Source organism: Hominimerdicola aceti, assembly GCF_025567495.1.
Taxonomy (GTDB): Bacteria; Bacillota; Clostridia; order Oscillospirales; family Ruminococcaceae; genus Hominimerdicola; species Hominimerdicola aceti.
Genome location: NZ_JAOQJZ010000001.1, coordinates 277,313 through 294,874 on the forward strand (window position 1 = coordinate 277,313; position 17,562 = coordinate 294,874).

Consider the following 17,562-nt stretch of genomic DNA (forward strand, 5'->3'; position numbering starts at 1 on the left):
TTTGTGTCAAATTTTTTCAAGCAGGCAGACCGCTGTGGCGGATATGCCTAGTTCCTCGCCTGTGAAGCCTAGTTTTTCTTCAGTGGTGGCTTTAACTGATATTTGTGAAATATCGCAGCCGCAGGCTTCTGCTATACGCTCCCGCATGGAGGTGATATATGGGGCAAGCTTCGGCTTCTGTGCGCAGATGGTGGAGTCTATATTGCCTATTTTCCAGCCTTTTTCGGTCATAACGTTTATGACTTTTTCCATGAGCTTCATACTGTCTGCACCCTCATAGTCGGGGTCATTATCGGGGAAAAGCTTGCCGATATCGCCCAGTGCCAATGCACCAAGTATGGAATCCATTATGGCGTGGGCAAGGACGTCTGCATCGGAATGTCCTAAAAGTCCTTTTTCATATGGTATATCCACGCCGCCGAGAATGAGCTTTCTGCCCTCGGTCAGTCTGTGGACGTCATAGCCGTGTCCTATACGCATTTTTGTTCCTCCTGTCCTGAAAATCGTACTGTTATATTTCCTCGTAGTTGCCTAAAAATTTGAAATATGAAAGCTCTGAATTAAGCTCGCTCATGAGCTTTGCAACGTCCGGAGAGGTTATTGCTCCCTCAAAATCGAGATAGAAAACAACGTCAAAATCGGTGTTTGCGATAGGGCGGCTCTCTATCATGGAAAGGTTAAGGCCTGCCACGGAGAATTTGGTGAGAAGTCTGTAAAGTGCAGATGAGGTATGTGGCAGTGCCAAGGACACTGACACGATGTCAGCATTTTCCGAGCAGAGAGTCTCCTTTGAAATGAGAATAAATTTTGTGTAATTCTCGGCGGCGTTGGCTATATTATGCCTGAGTATCTCAAGATCGTTCTGCTGTGCGCAGGCTTCTGAGCAGATAGCGGCATACGGTTCATTGCTTTCTTTTATGTAGCACGCCGCAAGGGCAGTATTTGCGTATTTATGGCTTTTAAGTCCGTTCTGAGAAAGAAACTCAGAACACTGGCTGAGCGCCTGCTCGTGGGAATAGACTATTTTGATATCCTCAAAGCGTGTGCCTTTTTTTACGGCAAGGCAGTGGGAGATCTTTACCTTAGTTGCTGCGCATATCTTGAAGTCATGCTTTTTCATAAGCTCGTAGGTCTGACCAACTGAGCCTGCGGTGGAATTTGCTATGGGAAGTATGCCGAAATCCGCTGAGCCGTTTTCAACTGATGAAAAAACGTCCTCAAAATCTTCAAAGAACATTGGCTCAAAGTCGCTGAATATCTGCTTGCAGGCTATATGTGAATATGAGCCCACTGTACCTGGGACGGCGACGGTCTTATGACCTGTTAAGTCTAACTTTTTGTACCCTATCTTATCTGAGTCTGCAAAAAACTCCTGATACTGACGGCACTTTGAAATATCCATGATGTTTTGGAAGAACACTCTTGACGCACTTTCCAAGCCCTTTGGTGAGCTTTCTGTTACATGGTCAAGTATCTCGTTTTCACGCTTGCTCTGAAAAACAGGCATATTGTTTGCTATCTTATACTCAGCCACCTTGAAGCTTATCTGCATACGCTTATTGAAAAGCTCCTGAAGCTGGCTGTCTATATCGTTTATTTCATTCCTTAATTCCTGAAGATCCATTTTTACGCTCCTTAACAGACAGAATGATATTATTTTATCATATTTTCTGCCTTTATTCAAGAACTATTTTGTTAATTAAGGCTTTATCGAGCTGAGAAAACGGGATAACGGGCAGAGGGGTGGTATCGGTCTGGGTGAGGATTTTTTCGAGCCAAACCATATGATAGCACTTGTTGAACTTAAAGGCACATCTATGGAACGTACCCACTATGGCATAGCCCATTTTTTCATGGAACTTTACGCTGTCAAAGGTGAGATACTCGTCTTCTTTTTCGGGATAGGCGACGCAGGCATAGAGGTTTGTTATATGCTGTGCCGCAAGGAGCTTTTCAAGGGCGGAGTAGAGTTTTGCACCTATGCCTTTGCGGTGAAGCCCTTTATTTACATAAACTGTGACTTCGACCGACCAATCATAGGCGGCTCTGTTTTTGAAAACGCCTGCATAGGCGTAGCCTGCTATTTTGCCGTTTTCTACTGCGGCTATGTAGGGATAATTTGCGGATATGCGGCGGATACGGTCGGAAAACTCCTCCACAGAGGGGACGTCATACTCGAATGTTATGGCGGTGTCTTCAACGTAGGGACGGTATATTTCAAGAAGCTCGTGAGCGTCCTTCTCGGTAACTGTTCTTATTATCATGGCGTTCTCCTTATAGTACCATTAATACTGTGCCTGCAGTGATAAGCACCGCACCTATGGCTGATCTTACTGTGAAGTCCTCGTGGAGAAATATCACTGCAAGGATAAGGGTGATGACAACGCTGAGCTTGTCTATGGGGGCGACCTTTGAAACGCTGCCCATTTGGATAGCCTTATAATAGCATAGCCACGAAGCACCTGTTGCAAGTCCTGAAAGGATAAGGAATACCCAGCTTTTTCTGCCTATAGAGCCTATGCCGCTTTGTGTGTGGGTGATGAACACCATGAGCCATGCCATAGCAAGCACAACGCAGGTACGCAGTGCGGTGGCAAGATTTGAGTTTACTCCTTCAATGCCGACCTTTGCAAGGACAGAGGTGAGCGCTGCGAAAACAGCGGAGAGAAGCGCAAACACGAACCACATAATACCACTTTCTTTCGTGAAAAATTATTTGCTCATGCTTTATTATAGCACCTAAAGGTGCTTTTTGCAATAGAATGAGCGGCAGGACGTGATATTTTACATCAGACCTGCCACTTATGCTTAGTTATTTGCGGCAAATATTTTTATTGTTCGTGAAAGTGCTGTTACCTGCTGAGGGGTACTGAATGCAGAGGGTGAGAAACGTACTGTGCCTTGCTCTATTGTGCCGAGGGTGGTATGGGTGACGGCGGCACACTGAAGTCCTCCACGGAGGGCGAAGCCTTTTTCGCTGAGATAGGAGGCGATCTCAGCGGAAGGGATATCACCGATGTTAAATGAAAGTATGGGGACTTTCTTTTGGTCTGCTTCATAGAACTTTATTTTATCTATGTCTGAAAGCTGTTCGTAGAGCTGTCTGCAGAGCTTTTCTTCGTGGGCTTTTATTACGGCAGGGGTCTTTTGGCGGACGAACGTTAGTCCCTCGCCAAGACCGATTATGCCCACTGTGTTGATTGTGCCGCTTTCAAGCTTTTCGGGGAGGAAAGGGGTCTGTTCAAGCATGGCGGAGGTCGCACCTGTGCCACCCTCGATTATGGTGGACAGAGAATACTCGCCGTCTGAGATAAGAAGCCCTGTGCCTGTTGGTCCGTAGAGGGCTTTGTGACCTGCGGTGCAGAGAAAGTTGAAGCCGTCTGAGAGAGAAAGCTCCAAAAGCCCGCAGGCTTGTGCGCCGTCGGCTATAAAGCATATGCCGTGGGCTTTGCAGAGGGCGGCTAATTCACGGTATGGCATGAGCCTGCCTGTGACGTTTGAAGCCACTGTACAGCAGATACACTTAGTTTCGGGGGTTATAAGGCGGCGGAAGTTTTCTACTGTTTCGCTGTCTGTTTCCCCTGTTCGGGCAATAGAATATTTCACGCCTCTTGTTTTTGAAAGGGCATATACGGGTCTTGCTACTGCGTTATGCTCGTGGTCTGAGATTATCATATGACCACCGTACTGCATGACACCTTTTATCGCCATGTTAAGGGCATGGGTGCAGTTGGCGGTGAAAGCCACGTTCTCGGTCTGTGCTCCAAACATTTCTGCCGCCTGCTGTCTGACGGTGAATATCTTTTCAGACACTCGCATGGAAAGCTTGTGACCGCTTCTGCCCGGGTTGCCGCCATAGCGTTCTACTGCCTGAGCGACGGCTTTTGCTACGGCAGGGGGCTTGGGATAGGTGGTGGCGGAGTTATCAAAGTTTATTATGCTTCGGGTGTTTATTTTTCTCACCTCTTTTGCTCGAATATCACGTTTCTGAATGGTATGCGCTCTTTTTCAAGTATGGCGGTTATTTCTTCCGGGGGTGCGGTGACGGCTATGGAGTAGCCGCAGCCTGTGCCCAGATCTTTCGGGGTGCGCTGTATTTCGCAGTAGTATTTTAAACTGTTCAGCAAATTTTTTGCTTTCATTGCATAGGTTATGGAAGTCATGGCTATAAGACTCTTTTTCATTTTTTGTTGCTCCTTTATGCTGTACTTGTCCGTATACGCTTTTACGAATACACTTCAGTATATGCCGTTCACTGTTTGAGGGTGAACGCTGAAAGTTTTGTGAAAGGTAGGTGAAATTTGATAAAAGTTAATAGTCAGTTTAAATTTCGGGTGTACTATTTATAATATAAAAAAGAAAAGAGGTAAAAGCTTATGAACGGATTTATGTATAAGGTAGCGAGATTTTTTCAGGGCAGATATGGTATAGACAAGCTTTTTTACGGCATTTGCGGTGTGGCTGTGGTGCTTAGTGCGGCGAATTTGTTTGTAAGGTCGCTTATTTTACAGCTTATGGTATACGCTGTGCTAGTGCTGGCGGTAGTGAGGGCGATGTCAAGAAACTGCCAGAAGCGATACGAGGAGAACATGAAGTTTGAGAGGGTTTTCGGGGGAATTGGCAGGAAATTTTCATTCTGGAAGAGAAAGTTCGCTGACAGAAAGACCCATGTTTATATAAAGTGCGGTGTATGCAAAAAGACGCTAAGGCTTCCAAAGGTAAAGGGTGAACATACTGTGAAATGCCCTAACTGTGCAAATAAGTTCAAGGTGAAGATCTGACCTGTTGCGGAATTTGCGGAAATGTGCTATACTATATAATATAGTATGATACTGTAGGGGTGCAAAGACAATGGGAATGGGCTGTCGAGGACGCCAGCCCCTACGGGAGTGTGTCAGGTACGATTTTTTTGCGAAAAGGGAGCGGCAGGAATGCAGAAAGTAAATTATCAGAAAATGCTGGAGGGCATTATAAAAAAACACGAGGAAAAGGGTGAAGTGCCGACTTTGCTTTTGCATAGCTGTTGTGCGCCATGTTCTTCTTATGTGCTTGAATATCTGTCGCAGTATTTTAAGATAACTGTGTTTTACTACAATCCGAACATTTATCCCCGTGAGGAGTACGATAAGCGTGTGGCGGAGCTTCAAAGGCTTATTGCACAAATGCCTATGAAAAATCCTGTTACGTTCGTGGAGCGTGGGTATGACGAGGGTGAGTTTTTTCAGGCTGTTAAGGGCTTTGAGGATATACCTGAGGGCGGGGAGAGATGCTTTCGATGTTACAGGCTCAGGCTTGAACGGACGGCTCAGCTTGCCAATGAGCTTGATATGGACTATTTTACCACAACGCTGTCTATTTCACCATACAAGAATGCTCAGAAGCTCAACGAGATATCGGAGGAGCTTGGGGAGATATATGATGTAAAGGCACTTCCTGCGGATTTCAAGAAGCGTGAGGGCTACAAGCGTTCCATTCAGCTTTCAGCGGAATACGGGCTTTACAGGCAGGATTACTGCGGTTGTATCTTCTCAAAAAGAGAGCGTGAAAGGCTGAATACGATTACAACAAAATCTGAATAAATATAAATATATTAATGTTGTGTAAAATACTTGTGCATACCATGGCAACATATCTGGTTATATATAGCAAAAACAATATACAAATTTGTGAAAAATGGCTAAAGATATGTGGTTAATTTGTGAAAAACGTTTATTGAAATACTTGTAAATGTGTGTTACAATAAAGACAAGGTGTATGTTGAGGAGATATCGCTCAATATGTATCTAAAAAATTATTAATAAAAATGGAGGAAAAACAAATGAAAATCTCTAAGATTCTCGCTGGTATGTCAGCTATGGCTCTCGCAGCTTCAATGATGACTATGGGCGCTTCCGCAGAAATTTCAAATGCAAATTTCAATGACGGCAAGGACTACTGCTTTGACGTATTTGCAGCAGTAGGTGCTGAAAAGGCAGCTACTATCTCAAGCGTAAGAGCTAAGCTCTCTTTCAAGAACATTGATGATCTTAAGGCTAACGGCGCAGGCGGCGGATTTATCACAAGCAGCGACGGAAATAACTGGAAGTCAACAGAGTTCGGTAACGACGGTGCTGACAAGCCAATCACATTCGTAGTTGACGAAGCTTCTTCAACAGCTACAATGGAAAAGACTCTTACTGATGCTGACAAGTTCACAGGTAGTGGCGAGGACGCTCTGTCATATGCTCAGGTAGTTTTCCAGAGCTGGTGGGGCGAATTTTCAGTTGACAACGTAGCTTGCTACGATGCTGCTGGCGAACTCGTTTGCTCAGTAACAGGCGACGGAATTGACCTTTACAAGGCTCCTGAAAAGGGCGGAAACGAAGTTGACCTCAGCGAATACAAGAAGCAGACAGAGGTTACACTTAACGGTGAAGGCAGATCTGTAACTGACAGCGGTAAGGTAAGAATCAACATTAAGCACCCATGGGTAGATGATGCAACATTCAACCTTGTTGATGATTGGAGCGTATTTACAGGTGCTGACGCTATTGCTGTTACAGTTGATATCTCAAATGTAACTGACGCATTCAATGCTTATCCATGCTTCTCAAATGGTATTGAGAACAGCATTGGTTATTGGGAAGCTTCTGATAACAACCCTGCTGTTACAGTAAACGCTGACGGCACATACACATTTATCGTTAAGTTCCCTTCAGCTCTTGAAATGGACGCAAAAAATATGTTCTTTGACATCAACACAGACCTCGCTGGTACAGACGGCGAAGATCCTGCTGTTAAGATGGCTGTTAAGAAGGTTGTAGTTCTCAACAAGAGTGATGCTGAGCCAACAGATCCTTCTGAGTCAACAGCTGATTCAACAGATTCAACAGATTCTGACGATTCAAATGATGTTCTCGTAGATTCTACAGATTCTAAGACTAACTCTGCTGCTACATCTTCTAAGGCTGCTAACAACGCATCTAACACAAACCCAAGCACAGGCGCTGCTGCTCTTGCTGCTGTAGGTGTTGCACTTGCTGGTGCTGCTGTAGTTGCTACTAAGAAGAGAAAGTAATCTGTAATTCAGATAATTCTTACTTAGAATAATTAAAGACCTGTCTTTCGGGACGGGTCTTTTTTTATTGCTTTTTTATCGATGTAGTGGTATAATTGATTTATAAACTGCGGAGGTGTTTTTTATGCGTATAGTTTTTGATGATATTAAAGAGAGCCTTGCACCGAATTTCAAGGGTGGCGAGAAAAGCTTTGCAAGCAGGGTCTATTCTGACGGAAAGAACAAGATGATGAAAGGCAGGCTCGAGCCGGTGGCTTCTATTGGTCTGCACAGACATGAGGGCAACTGCGAGATGATATATGTTCTTGAGGGCAGTGGCAAAATGCTTTATGACGGCGGTGAGGAAAGACTGTCGGCAGGAGATTTCCATTACTGCCCCGACGGCCATGAGCATAGCTTTATCAATGACGGCGACAGCGACCTTGTGTTTATTGCAGTTGTGCCAGCTCAGTAGATTTTTGCAGTTTTGTATCTGTGAAATAGTGGGCCAAAATGGCTTTGTAGTCTGAGCCTTTTTCTGCCATTGCGTTTGCGCCGTACTGGCTCATTCCTACGAGGTGTCCGAAGCCGTGAGAGGTGAAAGTGAATTTTGTGTTGGCAAAGGTGAACTCGAAACATGGCGAGGAGATATCAAGGATATCGCAGAATGTGTTGGGCTGGATATCATAGCCACAGACGGTCAGGTTCGTTACATAGCCTATGCCGTCTGTTTTTGTTTTGAGCCAACTATCAGCATTGGCGAGGGGAGTGAAATTAATATCGGGGAAGCGGTCAAGAAGCTTGTCTTGAAATTCCTTGGCGGTGAGTGTCTGGGTGCATTCTGTGGTGACAAGGTCTTTGTCAGCGGAGCTGTCTACTGACAGAAGATATGGGATATCCTCTCCCCATGCGTTTTTGGCGGATTGGGTATGACCGTTTGAAGCAGCGTGAAAGGCGACGATTATCGGTTCGCCTTTATAGGTGAGGATTTCGTTTTCCACTGACTGCACGGCTGACTTTACCTTTTTGTATGCCTTTTCATAGTCGCTGCCGTAATATTCTTTGGCGGCTTTCAGGGTAAAAAAGCTTTGGTAGAGGGTGCTGTCATCGCTGATGAGTGCGCCTTTTAAGGCGGGAGTAGGCGACTGGGCTTCGGAGAGCTGTCGGCGGCATATGTAGGTATGGGCGAGGACGGCTTGCGCTTTCAGGGCTTCTTCGTCAAAGTCCGCAGGCATTTGTGCAAGCACTGAGCCTATCATATATTCTTCAAGGGTGAAGTTTTCGGTCTTGCCGCTTTCGGTGAAATATACGGCTATTTTTTCTTTTTCTGAAAATGCAGGTTTCGATGCGGACTCGTTTGGGCGAAGAAATACTATGGTCGGTATTATTGTAAGGATAACAGCAAATACTGCCATTATCTGTATCAGGTCTTTCATATGGTTTGTCCTTTCTTTTTTGGGGTACTATATTATATTCATGCAGTGGAGCAAATATTCATACAGGGCAAATTTTTGTACTGCAAATTTTTAAATGGCGGAGATATGCGGTTTTAATTTGACAGGTTATCTTAATACTTGACAAAAATCTGAAAAAGGTGTATAATATAACTTATATTTATAATATACTTGAAAGCGAGATGATCTATTCAATGATAAATAATGCAGCAAGGTCGCTTTTATGCGAACAGTTTATAGCAAACAATACTATTGACCCTAAGCTTTATGACAGATATGTGGTAAAAAGAGGACTTAGAAACTCTGACGGTACAGGTGTTATGGCTGGTCTTACTAATATCTGTAACGTACACGGATATGTGGTAAACGAGGGTGAGAAATCTCCTATTCAAGGTCAGCTTATCTTCCGTGGATACAACATCAATGATCTGGTGTCCAACGCTCAGAAGGAGAACCGTTTTGGTTATGAGGAGATAGTGTATCTGCTGCTCATGGGCGATCTGCCTAACAGGGAGGAGCTTACTGCGTTCAAGGGAATGATGGCTGAAAACAGACCTCTCCCTGACAACTTCTTTGAGGACATGATACTTAAAGCTCCGTCAAAGAACATCATGAATAAGATGGCAAGAGCAATTCTGGCTCTTTACTCTTATGACGATAACCCTGAGAATCGTTCTCCTGAGTATGAAATGGCTACGGCTATCTCTATAATCTCTAAATTGCCTAACATCATGGTTTCGGCTTATCAGGTAAAGAAACGCTGTTATGACGGTGAAAGCTTGTTCATGCACCCTCTGATACCTACACATTCTACTGCGGAGATGATACTGTCGGCACTGCGTCCGGACAGACAGTTCACTGAGGAAGAGGCTAAGATACTTGATCTGTTACTTATGCTCCACGCTGAGCATGGCGGAGGAAATAACTCGACTTTTGCCTGCCGTGTGCTTACATCTTCCGGAACGGATCCTTATTCTGCATACTCTGCGGCTATCGGTTCACTGAAAGGTCCACGTCATGGTGGCGCTAACCTTAAGGTGGCGGCAATGCACCAGTGCATAAAGGACAACGTTCAGAACTGGGAGGACGAGGGCGAGATCGCTGATTTTCTCACAAAGATACTCAACAAGGAAGCTTTTGACCACACAGGTCTTGTTTATGGCATGGGTCACGCTGTTTACACATTGTCTGACCCTAGAGCTGTCATACTCAGAGAGAATGCCAAGAAAATGGCTGAGAACACTGAGTTTGAGAGAGAATACAAGCTTCTTGAAGCGGTGGAAAGACTTACTCCTGAGCTGTTCAAGAAGATCAAGGGCAGTGACAAGGCGATGTGCGCTAACGTTGATATGTACTCGGGCTTTGTTTACAGTATGCTGGGTATACCTGAGGATCTTTACACGCCTATGTTCGCTGTTTCAAGAATGGCAGGCTGGTGCGCACACAGATTTGAAGAGCTTGTAACAGGCAAGAGGATAATCCGTCCTGCATACAAGGCTATCTCAGGTGAGAAGAAGTATATCCCATTGGACGAAAGATAAGCAAAATTATTTTTACCTGTTCCTAATGGGCGGAAAAAGGCTTGAAATATTTTTGCGTATATGATATAATAGAATCGGGTGTATGCCCGGTTCTATTTTTTTGTTTGGTGTATCAGGAGGGATCGCTTGAAAAATCTTAAATTGGCTGCTGTTTGTCTTTCTTGTCTTACTATGACAGGCTGTTCGGCACTGAATTTTTCTGTTGAGGGACTTATAAACGCCCCGAAGCTTACCTCTGAGCAAAGCGAGATACATCAGGCGCTTATCGAGAGCGTGGGCAGTAATATAACTCTGAAATATCCTAAAAACGGTGAATACCGCTCGGCTTATGTTATCGCTAATATCGACGATGAGCCTACGGACGAGGCTATGGTCTTCTATGAGTACACTTCAAACGGATCTGAGGAGGACGGCTTGAGGGTGAACATTCTCGACAAGGACGAGGACGGCAAGTGGTATTCTGTGAAAGAGCTTGCAGGCGCAGGCACGGACATAGATCAGGTCATTATCTCGCCTATGGGAAGCAATAACCAGACGGACGTTTTTGTGGGATATCAAAATCTTACTAATGATGAAAAGACTATGGAGATATACAGCTATACCGACGGAGATTTCAAGCGTGTGGCGCTTGATACTTATTCGGTGCTGGAGCCTTTGGATATAAACAATGATGGTTATATAGAGCTTATCACCATTCAGAGAAGCACCAATAATGATACAGGTGCGGTGACGGCAAAGGCTTCTATGCTCAACATGAAAAACAATGAGATAACCCGCGGCGAGAACGTTGATATGTGCGATAATGTGACTTCTTATGTGTCATCAAAGACGGGAATGCTTGACAGCGGCAGGCGTGCTATTTTTATTGACGGACTGACTGCTGACGGAAAATTGCAGACGGAGATAATATACTACAGATATTCGGGACTTCAAAATCCTATGCAGCTTAGAAGCGAAAAGCTGCTGCCTTTATGCACAAGACCAGCGGGCTACTACAGTGAGGACATGGACGGCGACGGTGATGTGGAGATACCGTCAACTTCGCCTATGGTGGGTTATGAAAACGCTGTGGCAGACGAAATGCTCTATATGACTACATGGAGCGTTTACGAGGATTTTTATGATCTGAAAACAAAATACACAGGCTATTATGCCATATCTGACGGATATTTTGTAACGTTCCCAAAACGCTGGAACAGTTCTGTTACGGTGAAAAAGGACAGCGACACAAACGAGCTTGTTTTCTATAAATACACGGGAGATATAAACGAGAGCAACGAGGAGATAATGCGTATCGCTGTGTCTTCAAAGAATGATTCGGAGGATTATATCTCTGACGGATATGAGCTTATCGACAGCAAGGGTCAGCTTGATTATTTTGTGAAGCTTCCTCTTGACAGGCGTGAAAAGCTCATACCGACTATTGACGAAATTCAGAATAATTTTTACATAATAAACTGATCTTGGAGAGGAGTAAATGTAATGAAAAGAGTTTTGGTTTGCGAGGACGAAGATTCAATTAGAGAATTTGTGGTCATAAACCTTGTAAGAAGCGGTTACGAGGTAGTTGACGTAAACTGCGGTGAGGACGCTCTCAAAGCCTATGACGAAAAGGACGGCGGTTTTGACGTTGCTCTGCTTGATATTATGATGCCCGGCATCGACGGAATGCAGGTGTGCAAGAAGATAAGAGAGAAAAGCAACACTATCGGCATTATCATGCTTTCGGCAAAATCACAGGAAATGGATAAGATATCATGCCTTATGAGCGGTGCTGACGATTATATCACAAAGCCGTTCTCTATTTCTGAGCTTATTGCAAGAGTTGACGCTGTTTGCAGGCGTGTAAATCGTTCAGGCTCTAAGCCTGAGGAGGCTTCACAGATAGTTTCAGGTCCATTTACCCTTAATCTTAAGAGCAGAACTGTTTTCAAGAACGGTGAGCAGATAGACCTTACACAGGTGGAGTATCAGATAATGGAGTATTTCTTCAAAAATCAGAATACTGCACTTGACCGTTCAAGTATACTCAATCACATATGGGGAGAGAGCTATTACGGCGACGATAAGATAGTGGACGTGAATATCAGAAGAATAAGAATGAAGATAGAGGACGAGCCTTCTAATCCTAAGTATATCCTTACTATATGGGGCTTTGGCTACAAGTGGGCAGGCGGCTCTAACTGAGCTGTGAAAACATGATGAACGGAGTTTTTATCAGTTGAGCGGAAAAAAAAGAAAAAGCGGCAGACTAAGTATCACACAGCACTGGCTGAGGAACAACCTCGGGGTGGTCGTGGGAATACTTGTGGTGCTTGAAATACTGCTTATCGTGGTGGTGAGAAATTATTACTACAGTTCCACAAGGCAGTATCTTACATCTAAAATGAAGATAGTCACCACGGCGGTAGTGAACGCTTCAGGTGACGAGCAGACTAACTATAATTCTCAGATACGCTCCCTTGTGGAAAGCTATGACGAGAAAGACAAGATAGAGCTTATGGCTATCAAGACCGACGGTGAGGTCGATGTTACATCATCAGGCTTCTCTCCCTCGGAGAATGACAACATGACCGATTATGAGGACGCAAAGAAGTCCGACACGGGAATAGGCACACAGATATATGAGCTGTCAACAGGGGAAAAGGTCATGGCGATAACATCAGTCATATCTCCGAAGGGAAGCGAATATGAGGCACTGAGAATGTTGTCTTCCATGAAAAATATCGACCATCAGATCTTTATTATGTCTATGATAATCACGGCTATCGTTGTGGCTGTCATAATGCTCATGTTTTTCTCGGGAATGTTTTTTATCAAATCTATCGTTTTGCCTATAAGAAGCATAAACAGCATAACAAGGCGGTATGCTACGGGAGATTTCAGCGAACGTCTTGAAAAGAAACGAAATGACGAGCTTGGCGAGCTTTGCGACTCTATCAACTACATGGCGCAGGAGCTTTCTAATACAGAACAGATGAAGAACGAGTTCATATCCTCTGTATCTCATGAGCTGAGAACTCCGCTTACCGCTATAAGGGGCTGGACGGAAACTGTTACCAGTATGTATGAGGACAAGGAAACCTTCAAGAAGGGTATGAGGGTCATCACAAGTGAAACGGAGAGGCTTTCGCAAATGGTCGAGGAGCTTCTTGACTTTTCCAGGATACAGGACAACAGACTCACGCTTATTATGGATACTATAGATATTCTTGCGGAGCTTGGGGAAACTGTGCTTATCTATCAGGAGAGGGCCAAGGCGCTTGGTATAACACTCAATTACTACGAGCCGAAAATGCTGCCGTTTGTTTACGGCGACAAGAACAGGCTTCGTCAGGTATTCATAAATATTGTGGACAACGCTATCAAATACTCCAACAAGGGCGACACTGTATCGGTGGAGGCTTATGAGGAGGACAATGAGGTATGTATTTCCATTTCCGACACGGGTATGGGAATATCAAAGGAAGACCTGCCAAAGGTCAAGACGAAATTCTTCAAGGCAAACCACACAAGACGTGGTTCGGGAATAGGTCTTGCGGTGGCAGACGAGATCATTCAGCGGCATGGCGGTACGCTGGAGATAAACAGTGAGCAGGGAGTAGGTACAACAGTGATGATAACGCTCCCTTGTATCGAGCAGAAGAAAAAGCCTGACAATCAGGCAACTGTAGACGTGGAGCTTATTTCTTCTGAGCCTATCGAAAACAACGACAACGTGCAGTAGACGCACACACCGCCTTGAAAGGAAAGAAAATGAGCAGTAAAGCACAAAGCAAGGAAAAATTTAAGTCAAAGATCGGTGGACAGGCTGTTATCGAGGGCGTTATGATGCGTGGCATCGATAAGGCGGCTATGGCTTGCCGTCTGCCTGACGGCACCATAGACCTGGAGGAGTGGGCTATAAAGGGCGGGAAAGATACGCCTTGGTACAGGAAAACGCCTTTTGTGAGGGGCATTTTCAGCTTCCTTACTTCTCTTATAGACGGCTACAAGTGCCTTACAAGATCGGCTGAAAAGCAGATGACGGAGGACGATAAGGAGGAGCAGACCAAGTTTGAACAGTGGTTGGACGATAAGCTTGGGGAAAAGCTCGGTCCTATCATCACGGCGATATCTATGGTGCTGGGTGTGGGTCTGGCGATATTGCTGTTTATGTATCTGCCGTCGGTTGTGTCTAAATTCATAAGCAAGTTCGTTCATCTGTCGGCATTCGGAAAGAATCTTATCGAGGGAATACTGAAGATAGCTATATTCATAGGCTACACGGCTTTGACTGCTCTTACTAAGGATATAAGGCGTACATATGAGTATCACGGTGCTGAGCACAAGACTATTGCTTGCTATGAGCATGAAGAAGAGCTGACGGTTGAGAATGTGAAGAAATACACACGTTTTCACCCACGCTGCGGAACGAGCTTTATTTTCCTTGTGCTGTTTATAAGCATTTTTGTAAACACAATATTCAGAGTATCATGGGCAAGCATTTTTCTGAGAGTTGTTATAAAGATAGCGCTTCTGCCTATCGTTACGGGTATTGCTTACGAGCTTATAAGGCTTGCGGGAAAATATGACAATATTTTCACTAAGATAATCTCTGCACCGGGTCTGTGGATACAGAGGATAACTACAAGCGAGCCTGATGAAAGTCAGATAGAATGTGCTATAGCGGCACTGAAAGCTTGTATACCTGAAAATAAGGAAGATGACAAATGGTAAAAAAGGAACTGTTTGATAAATGCGTGGGACTGCTTGAAGAAAGCGGTCTTGGCGAGAACGCTGCTTGCGAGGTCACATGGGTGTTTGAAGATGTGGCTGAGGGGGAGGATATCACTCCTGAGCAGGAAAAGCGTATAAGCGACATTGTCACACGTCGCTGTGAGGGCTATCCTTTGCAGTATCTCCTTGGACAGTGGGAGTTTTATGGTCTGCCTTTCAAGGTGGGCGAGGGCATGCTGATACCACGTCAGGACACGGAAACTATTGTTGACACGGCTTTGAAGATGTTTGCAGGCAAGAAGGATATCACTGTTATAGACCTTTGTTCAGGCTCGGGGTGCATTGGTATCGCCCTTGAAAGGAAGCTTGACTGCGGTCGGGCAGTGTGTGTGGAGAAGTCTGAAAAGGCGGCAGAGTATCTCCGTGAGAATATAAGTCTGAACGGCTCGGGGGCTGAGATAGTCATGGGCGACGTTACAGACGAAAAGCTTGTGGAGGATATGCCTGAGGCTGACCTTATAGTGTGCAATCCCCCTTATCTCACAACAGAGGACATGGACGCTTTACAGCGTGAGGTCACTTTTGAGCCTGCGGAAGCTCTTTTCGGCGGTGAGGACGGCTTGGACTTCTATCGTGAGATAGTTCGCAAGTGGAAGAAAAAGCTTAAAATCGGCGGCGTTATGCTCTTTGAGATCGGTATCGGTCAGGAGGACGAAGTAATGCGGCTGATGATACAGCACGGCTTTAAGAACGTGAGATGCAGGAAAGACTTGTGCGGTGTTTACCGCTGTGTTTCGGGCATTTATGAGAAATAGTACGAAAATTTGTACATATAGATAAATTGCGGTTACTGTACAGACAAACGGACAGTTAGTGTGATATGATATAGATACGGATAAAACACCGATAAGATAGGGAGGTCATATAAAATGGCGATAGACAAGAAGAAAAAAGAAGCCGTTAAGACGGTAGTAAAAATAACTGACGCAGAGGAAAAGAAAAAGGCTCTTGACACAGCGATAGCATATATTGAAAAGCAGTTCGGCAAGGGTGCGATCATGAAGCTTGGCGAGGCTAAGGCTATGGATATTGAGGCTATACCGACAGGCTCAATGACCCTTGATATGGCGCTTGGTATTGGAGGAGTGCCGAGAGGAAGAATTATTGAGATATACGGACCTGAGTCATCAGGTAAGACAACGGTCGCACTTCATGTTATCGCAGAAACACAGAAAATGGGCGGAGAGGTAGCTTTTATCGACGTTGAGCATGCTCTTGACCCTGTTTATGCAGGTCAGCTTGGCGTTGATATAGACAATATGCTTGTTTCTCAGCCTGACAGTGGTGAGCAGGCTTTGGAGATAGCCGAGGCTCTGGCACGTTCAGGTGCTATCGACTGTATCGTTATCGACTCGGTTGCGGCTATGGTAACAAAGTCTGAGATAGACGGTGAAATGGGCGACACTCACGTTGGTCAGCTTGCAAGACTTATGTCTCAGGCTATGAGAAAGCTCACATCTGTTATCGCAAAGTCCAATACAACGGCCATATTTATCAATCAGGTCCGTGAGAAGATAGGTGTTATGTACGGAAACCCTGAAACTACTCCAGGCGGACGTGCTTTGAAGTTCTACGCTTCTGTAAGAATAGAGGTCAGACGTGGAGAGCAGATAAAGAACGGCTCTGAGGTCATTGGTAACAGAACAAAGTGCAAGGTGGTAAAGAATAAGGTAGCACCGCCGTTCAAGGAGTGCGAGTTCGATATCATGTACGGCAAGGGTATCTCCCGTGTGGGCGAGGTGCTTGACATGGCGGTCGATCTTGATATCGTTAAGAAGGGCGGAGCTTGGTTCAGCTACAACGATATGAAGCTTGGTCAGGGACGTGACAACGCTAAGGAGTTCCTGCTGAACAATCCTGATATCATGGACGAGATAGAAGCCAAGATAAAGGAACATCAGGCGGAGCTTGTGCTTGCGGCGCAGAAAGATAAAAAGGCCAAGAAGCTTGAAGAAAAGGCTAACGCAGGTGCGGCGGCTCAGAGTGCAAATGAGGATATGGCTGCTGACAAGCCTGAGAAGAAGATACGCAAGGCGGCAAGCGACAAGTCTGTTGTGGCAAAGCCTGAGGAGGACTTCGAGGAGTTCGCTCCTGTTGACATAAGCGAGCTTGGTGACTGATAAATGCTTAAAATAACGGGCGTTTCAAAATACAAGGGCAGTACATACATGATAGAGTTCGAGGAGGGCGAAACGGCTTTTCTCAACTACGAGATAGTGTCTGCCTATGGTCTGAGAGCAGGGCTTGATATGCCTGAGTCTGCTTGGGAGAAGATAGTTTTTGACAACGAGTTCAGAAAGGCTAAGGAAAGGGCTTTGTATCTCCTTGATTACAGGGACTATTCCTATGTGGAGCTTTATAAAAAGCTTGAAAAGAATTACAGTGAGGAGATATGCGACGCTGTAATGGATAAGATGCTGGAGCTTGGGACGGTCAACGACAGGCGGTATGCTCAGGGGCTTGCGAGGACTTATGTGGAAGTGCGTAAATACGGATATTACCGTGCTTATCAGCAGATGAGACAGAAAGGGCTTACGAAGCCTATAATAGAGGAAGCTCTGGAGGAATACAGCGAGGGTACATACGAACGGCTGTATGAACTTGTGGAGCGAAAGTATCTCAGATATCTTGACGGAGAAAAGGGTGACATAAAGGTAAAAAACGCCCTTGTGCGTTTGGGGTATTCATACGACATAATAAAAGAGGTGCTTGCTGACATAAAACAGGAGTACGGCGACGAATAAAGGAGCAA

19 protein-coding genes are annotated in these 17,562 nt (G+C 45.1%); 12 read left to right on the top strand and 7 right to left on the bottom strand.

Translation table 11 applies throughout. From position 1 onward, the window contains the following. Positions 1–6 precede the first annotated feature (6 nt). From ispF to OCV57_RS01485, 6 genes are all read right to left on the bottom strand, one after another. Positions 7–480, bottom strand: coding sequence for a 2-C-methyl-D-erythritol 2,4-cyclodiphosphate synthase (gene ispF / locus OCV57_RS01460; protein ID WP_267300269.1), 474 nt, complete (start codon positions 478–480; stop codon positions 7–9). 31 nt (positions 481–511) lie between these two features. Next, a complete protein-coding gene (locus tag OCV57_RS01465; protein ID WP_041337211.1) occupies positions 512–1,624 on the bottom strand; it encodes a bifunctional chorismate mutase/prephenate dehydratase in 1,113 nt (370 codons plus the stop codon). A 52-nt stretch (positions 1,625–1,676) separates the two neighbouring features. Continuing rightward, the gene (locus OCV57_RS01470; RefSeq protein WP_267300270.1) at positions 1,677–2,264 is read right to left on the bottom strand and encodes a GNAT family N-acetyltransferase; all 588 of its coding nucleotides are present in this window, start codon (positions 2,262–2,264) and stop codon (positions 1,677–1,679) included. Positions 2,265–2,274: 10 nt separating this feature from the next. Next, on the bottom strand, positions 2,275–2,688 hold the full coding sequence (locus OCV57_RS01475) for an EamA family transporter (RefSeq protein ID WP_046440818.1): 414 nt from the start codon (positions 2,686–2,688) through the stop codon (positions 2,275–2,277). Positions 2,689–2,808: 120 nt separating this feature from the next. Continuing rightward, complete coding sequence (locus OCV57_RS01480; protein ID WP_267300271.1) at positions 2,809–3,963, bottom strand: aminotransferase class V-fold PLP-dependent enzyme; 1,155 nt, start codon at positions 3,961–3,963, stop codon at positions 2,809–2,811. Then, complete coding sequence (locus tag OCV57_RS01485; protein WP_022287071.1) at positions 3,960–4,184, bottom strand: putative Se/S carrier protein; 225 nt, start codon at positions 4,182–4,184, stop codon at positions 3,960–3,962. Before OCV57_RS01485 ends, OCV57_RS01480 begins: the two co-directional genes overlap by 4 nt. A gap of 192 nt (positions 4,185–4,376) precedes the next feature. Here OCV57_RS01485 and OCV57_RS01490 point away from each other — a divergent pair, with 192 nt between their 5' ends. The 4 genes from OCV57_RS01490 (at position 4,377) to OCV57_RS01505 (ending at position 7,511) form a co-directional block, all read left to right on the top strand. Beyond that, positions 4,377–4,781 (top strand): hypothetical protein, encoded by a 405-nt coding sequence (locus OCV57_RS01490; RefSeq protein WP_117876458.1) that lies wholly within the window; start codon positions 4,377–4,379, stop codon positions 4,779–4,781. Positions 4,782–4,931: 150 nt separating this feature from the next. Continuing rightward, a complete protein-coding gene (locus tag OCV57_RS01495) occupies positions 4,932–5,579 on the top strand; it encodes an epoxyqueuosine reductase QueH (protein ID WP_267300272.1) in 648 nt (215 codons plus the stop codon). 239 nt (positions 5,580–5,818) lie between these two features. Further along, complete coding sequence (locus tag OCV57_RS01500; RefSeq protein ID WP_267300273.1) at positions 5,819–7,057, top strand: NPXTG-anchored protein; 1,239 nt, start codon at positions 5,819–5,821, stop codon at positions 7,055–7,057. Between the two features lie 124 nt (positions 7,058–7,181). Beyond that, positions 7,182–7,511, top strand: a complete 330-nt coding sequence (locus OCV57_RS01505; protein WP_267300274.1) for a cupin domain-containing protein — start codon at positions 7,182–7,184, stop codon at positions 7,509–7,511. Here the strand turns inward: OCV57_RS01505 and spoIID are convergent. Further along, the gene (spoIID, locus tag OCV57_RS01510) at positions 7,486–8,472 is read right to left on the bottom strand and encodes a stage II sporulation protein D (protein ID WP_267300275.1); all 987 of its coding nucleotides are present in this window, start codon (positions 8,470–8,472) and stop codon (positions 7,486–7,488) included. The genes OCV57_RS01505 and spoIID overlap by 26 nt on opposite strands. Positions 8,473–8,684: 212 nt before the next feature. Between spoIID and OCV57_RS01515 the strand changes: the two genes are divergently transcribed. The 8 genes from OCV57_RS01515 (at position 8,685) to OCV57_RS01550 (ending at position 17,554) form a co-directional block, all read left to right on the top strand. Then, a complete protein-coding gene (locus OCV57_RS01515) occupies positions 8,685–10,031 on the top strand; it encodes a citrate/2-methylcitrate synthase (protein WP_267300276.1) in 1,347 nt (448 codons plus the stop codon). Between the two features lie 126 nt (positions 10,032–10,157). Next, positions 10,158–11,492, top strand: a complete 1,335-nt coding sequence (locus OCV57_RS01520) for a hypothetical protein (RefSeq protein ID WP_022287064.1) — start codon at positions 10,158–10,160, stop codon at positions 11,490–11,492. 21 nt (positions 11,493–11,513) lie between these two features. Beyond that, positions 11,514–12,218 (top strand): response regulator transcription factor, encoded by a 705-nt coding sequence (locus OCV57_RS01525; protein ID WP_022287063.1) that lies wholly within the window; start codon positions 11,514–11,516, stop codon positions 12,216–12,218. Between the two features lie 34 nt (positions 12,219–12,252). Further along, a complete protein-coding gene (locus tag OCV57_RS01530) occupies positions 12,253–13,758 on the top strand; it encodes a HAMP domain-containing sensor histidine kinase (protein ID WP_117863256.1) in 1,506 nt (501 codons plus the stop codon). A 29-nt stretch (positions 13,759–13,787) separates the two neighbouring features. Next, entirely contained in the window at positions 13,788–14,750 is a 963-nt protein-coding gene (locus tag OCV57_RS01535) for a DUF1385 domain-containing protein (RefSeq protein ID WP_267300277.1), read from the top strand. After that, positions 14,744–15,565, top strand: coding sequence for a peptide chain release factor N(5)-glutamine methyltransferase (prmC, locus tag OCV57_RS01540; protein ID WP_267300278.1), 822 nt, complete (start codon positions 14,744–14,746; stop codon positions 15,563–15,565). Before OCV57_RS01535 ends, prmC begins: the two co-directional genes overlap by 7 nt. 114 nt (positions 15,566–15,679) lie before the next feature. Beyond that, the gene (gene recA / locus OCV57_RS01545; RefSeq protein WP_051706859.1) at positions 15,680–16,930 is read left to right on the top strand and encodes a recombinase RecA; all 1,251 of its coding nucleotides are present in this window, start codon (positions 15,680–15,682) and stop codon (positions 16,928–16,930) included. Positions 16,931–16,933: 3 nt separating this feature from the next. After that, positions 16,934–17,554 carry a regulatory protein RecX gene (locus OCV57_RS01550; RefSeq protein ID WP_117863259.1) on the top strand — a complete coding sequence of 207 codons (621 nt, stop codon included), beginning with the start codon at positions 16,934–16,936 and terminating at the stop codon, positions 17,552–17,554. Positions 17,555–17,562: the final 8 nt, after the last annotated feature.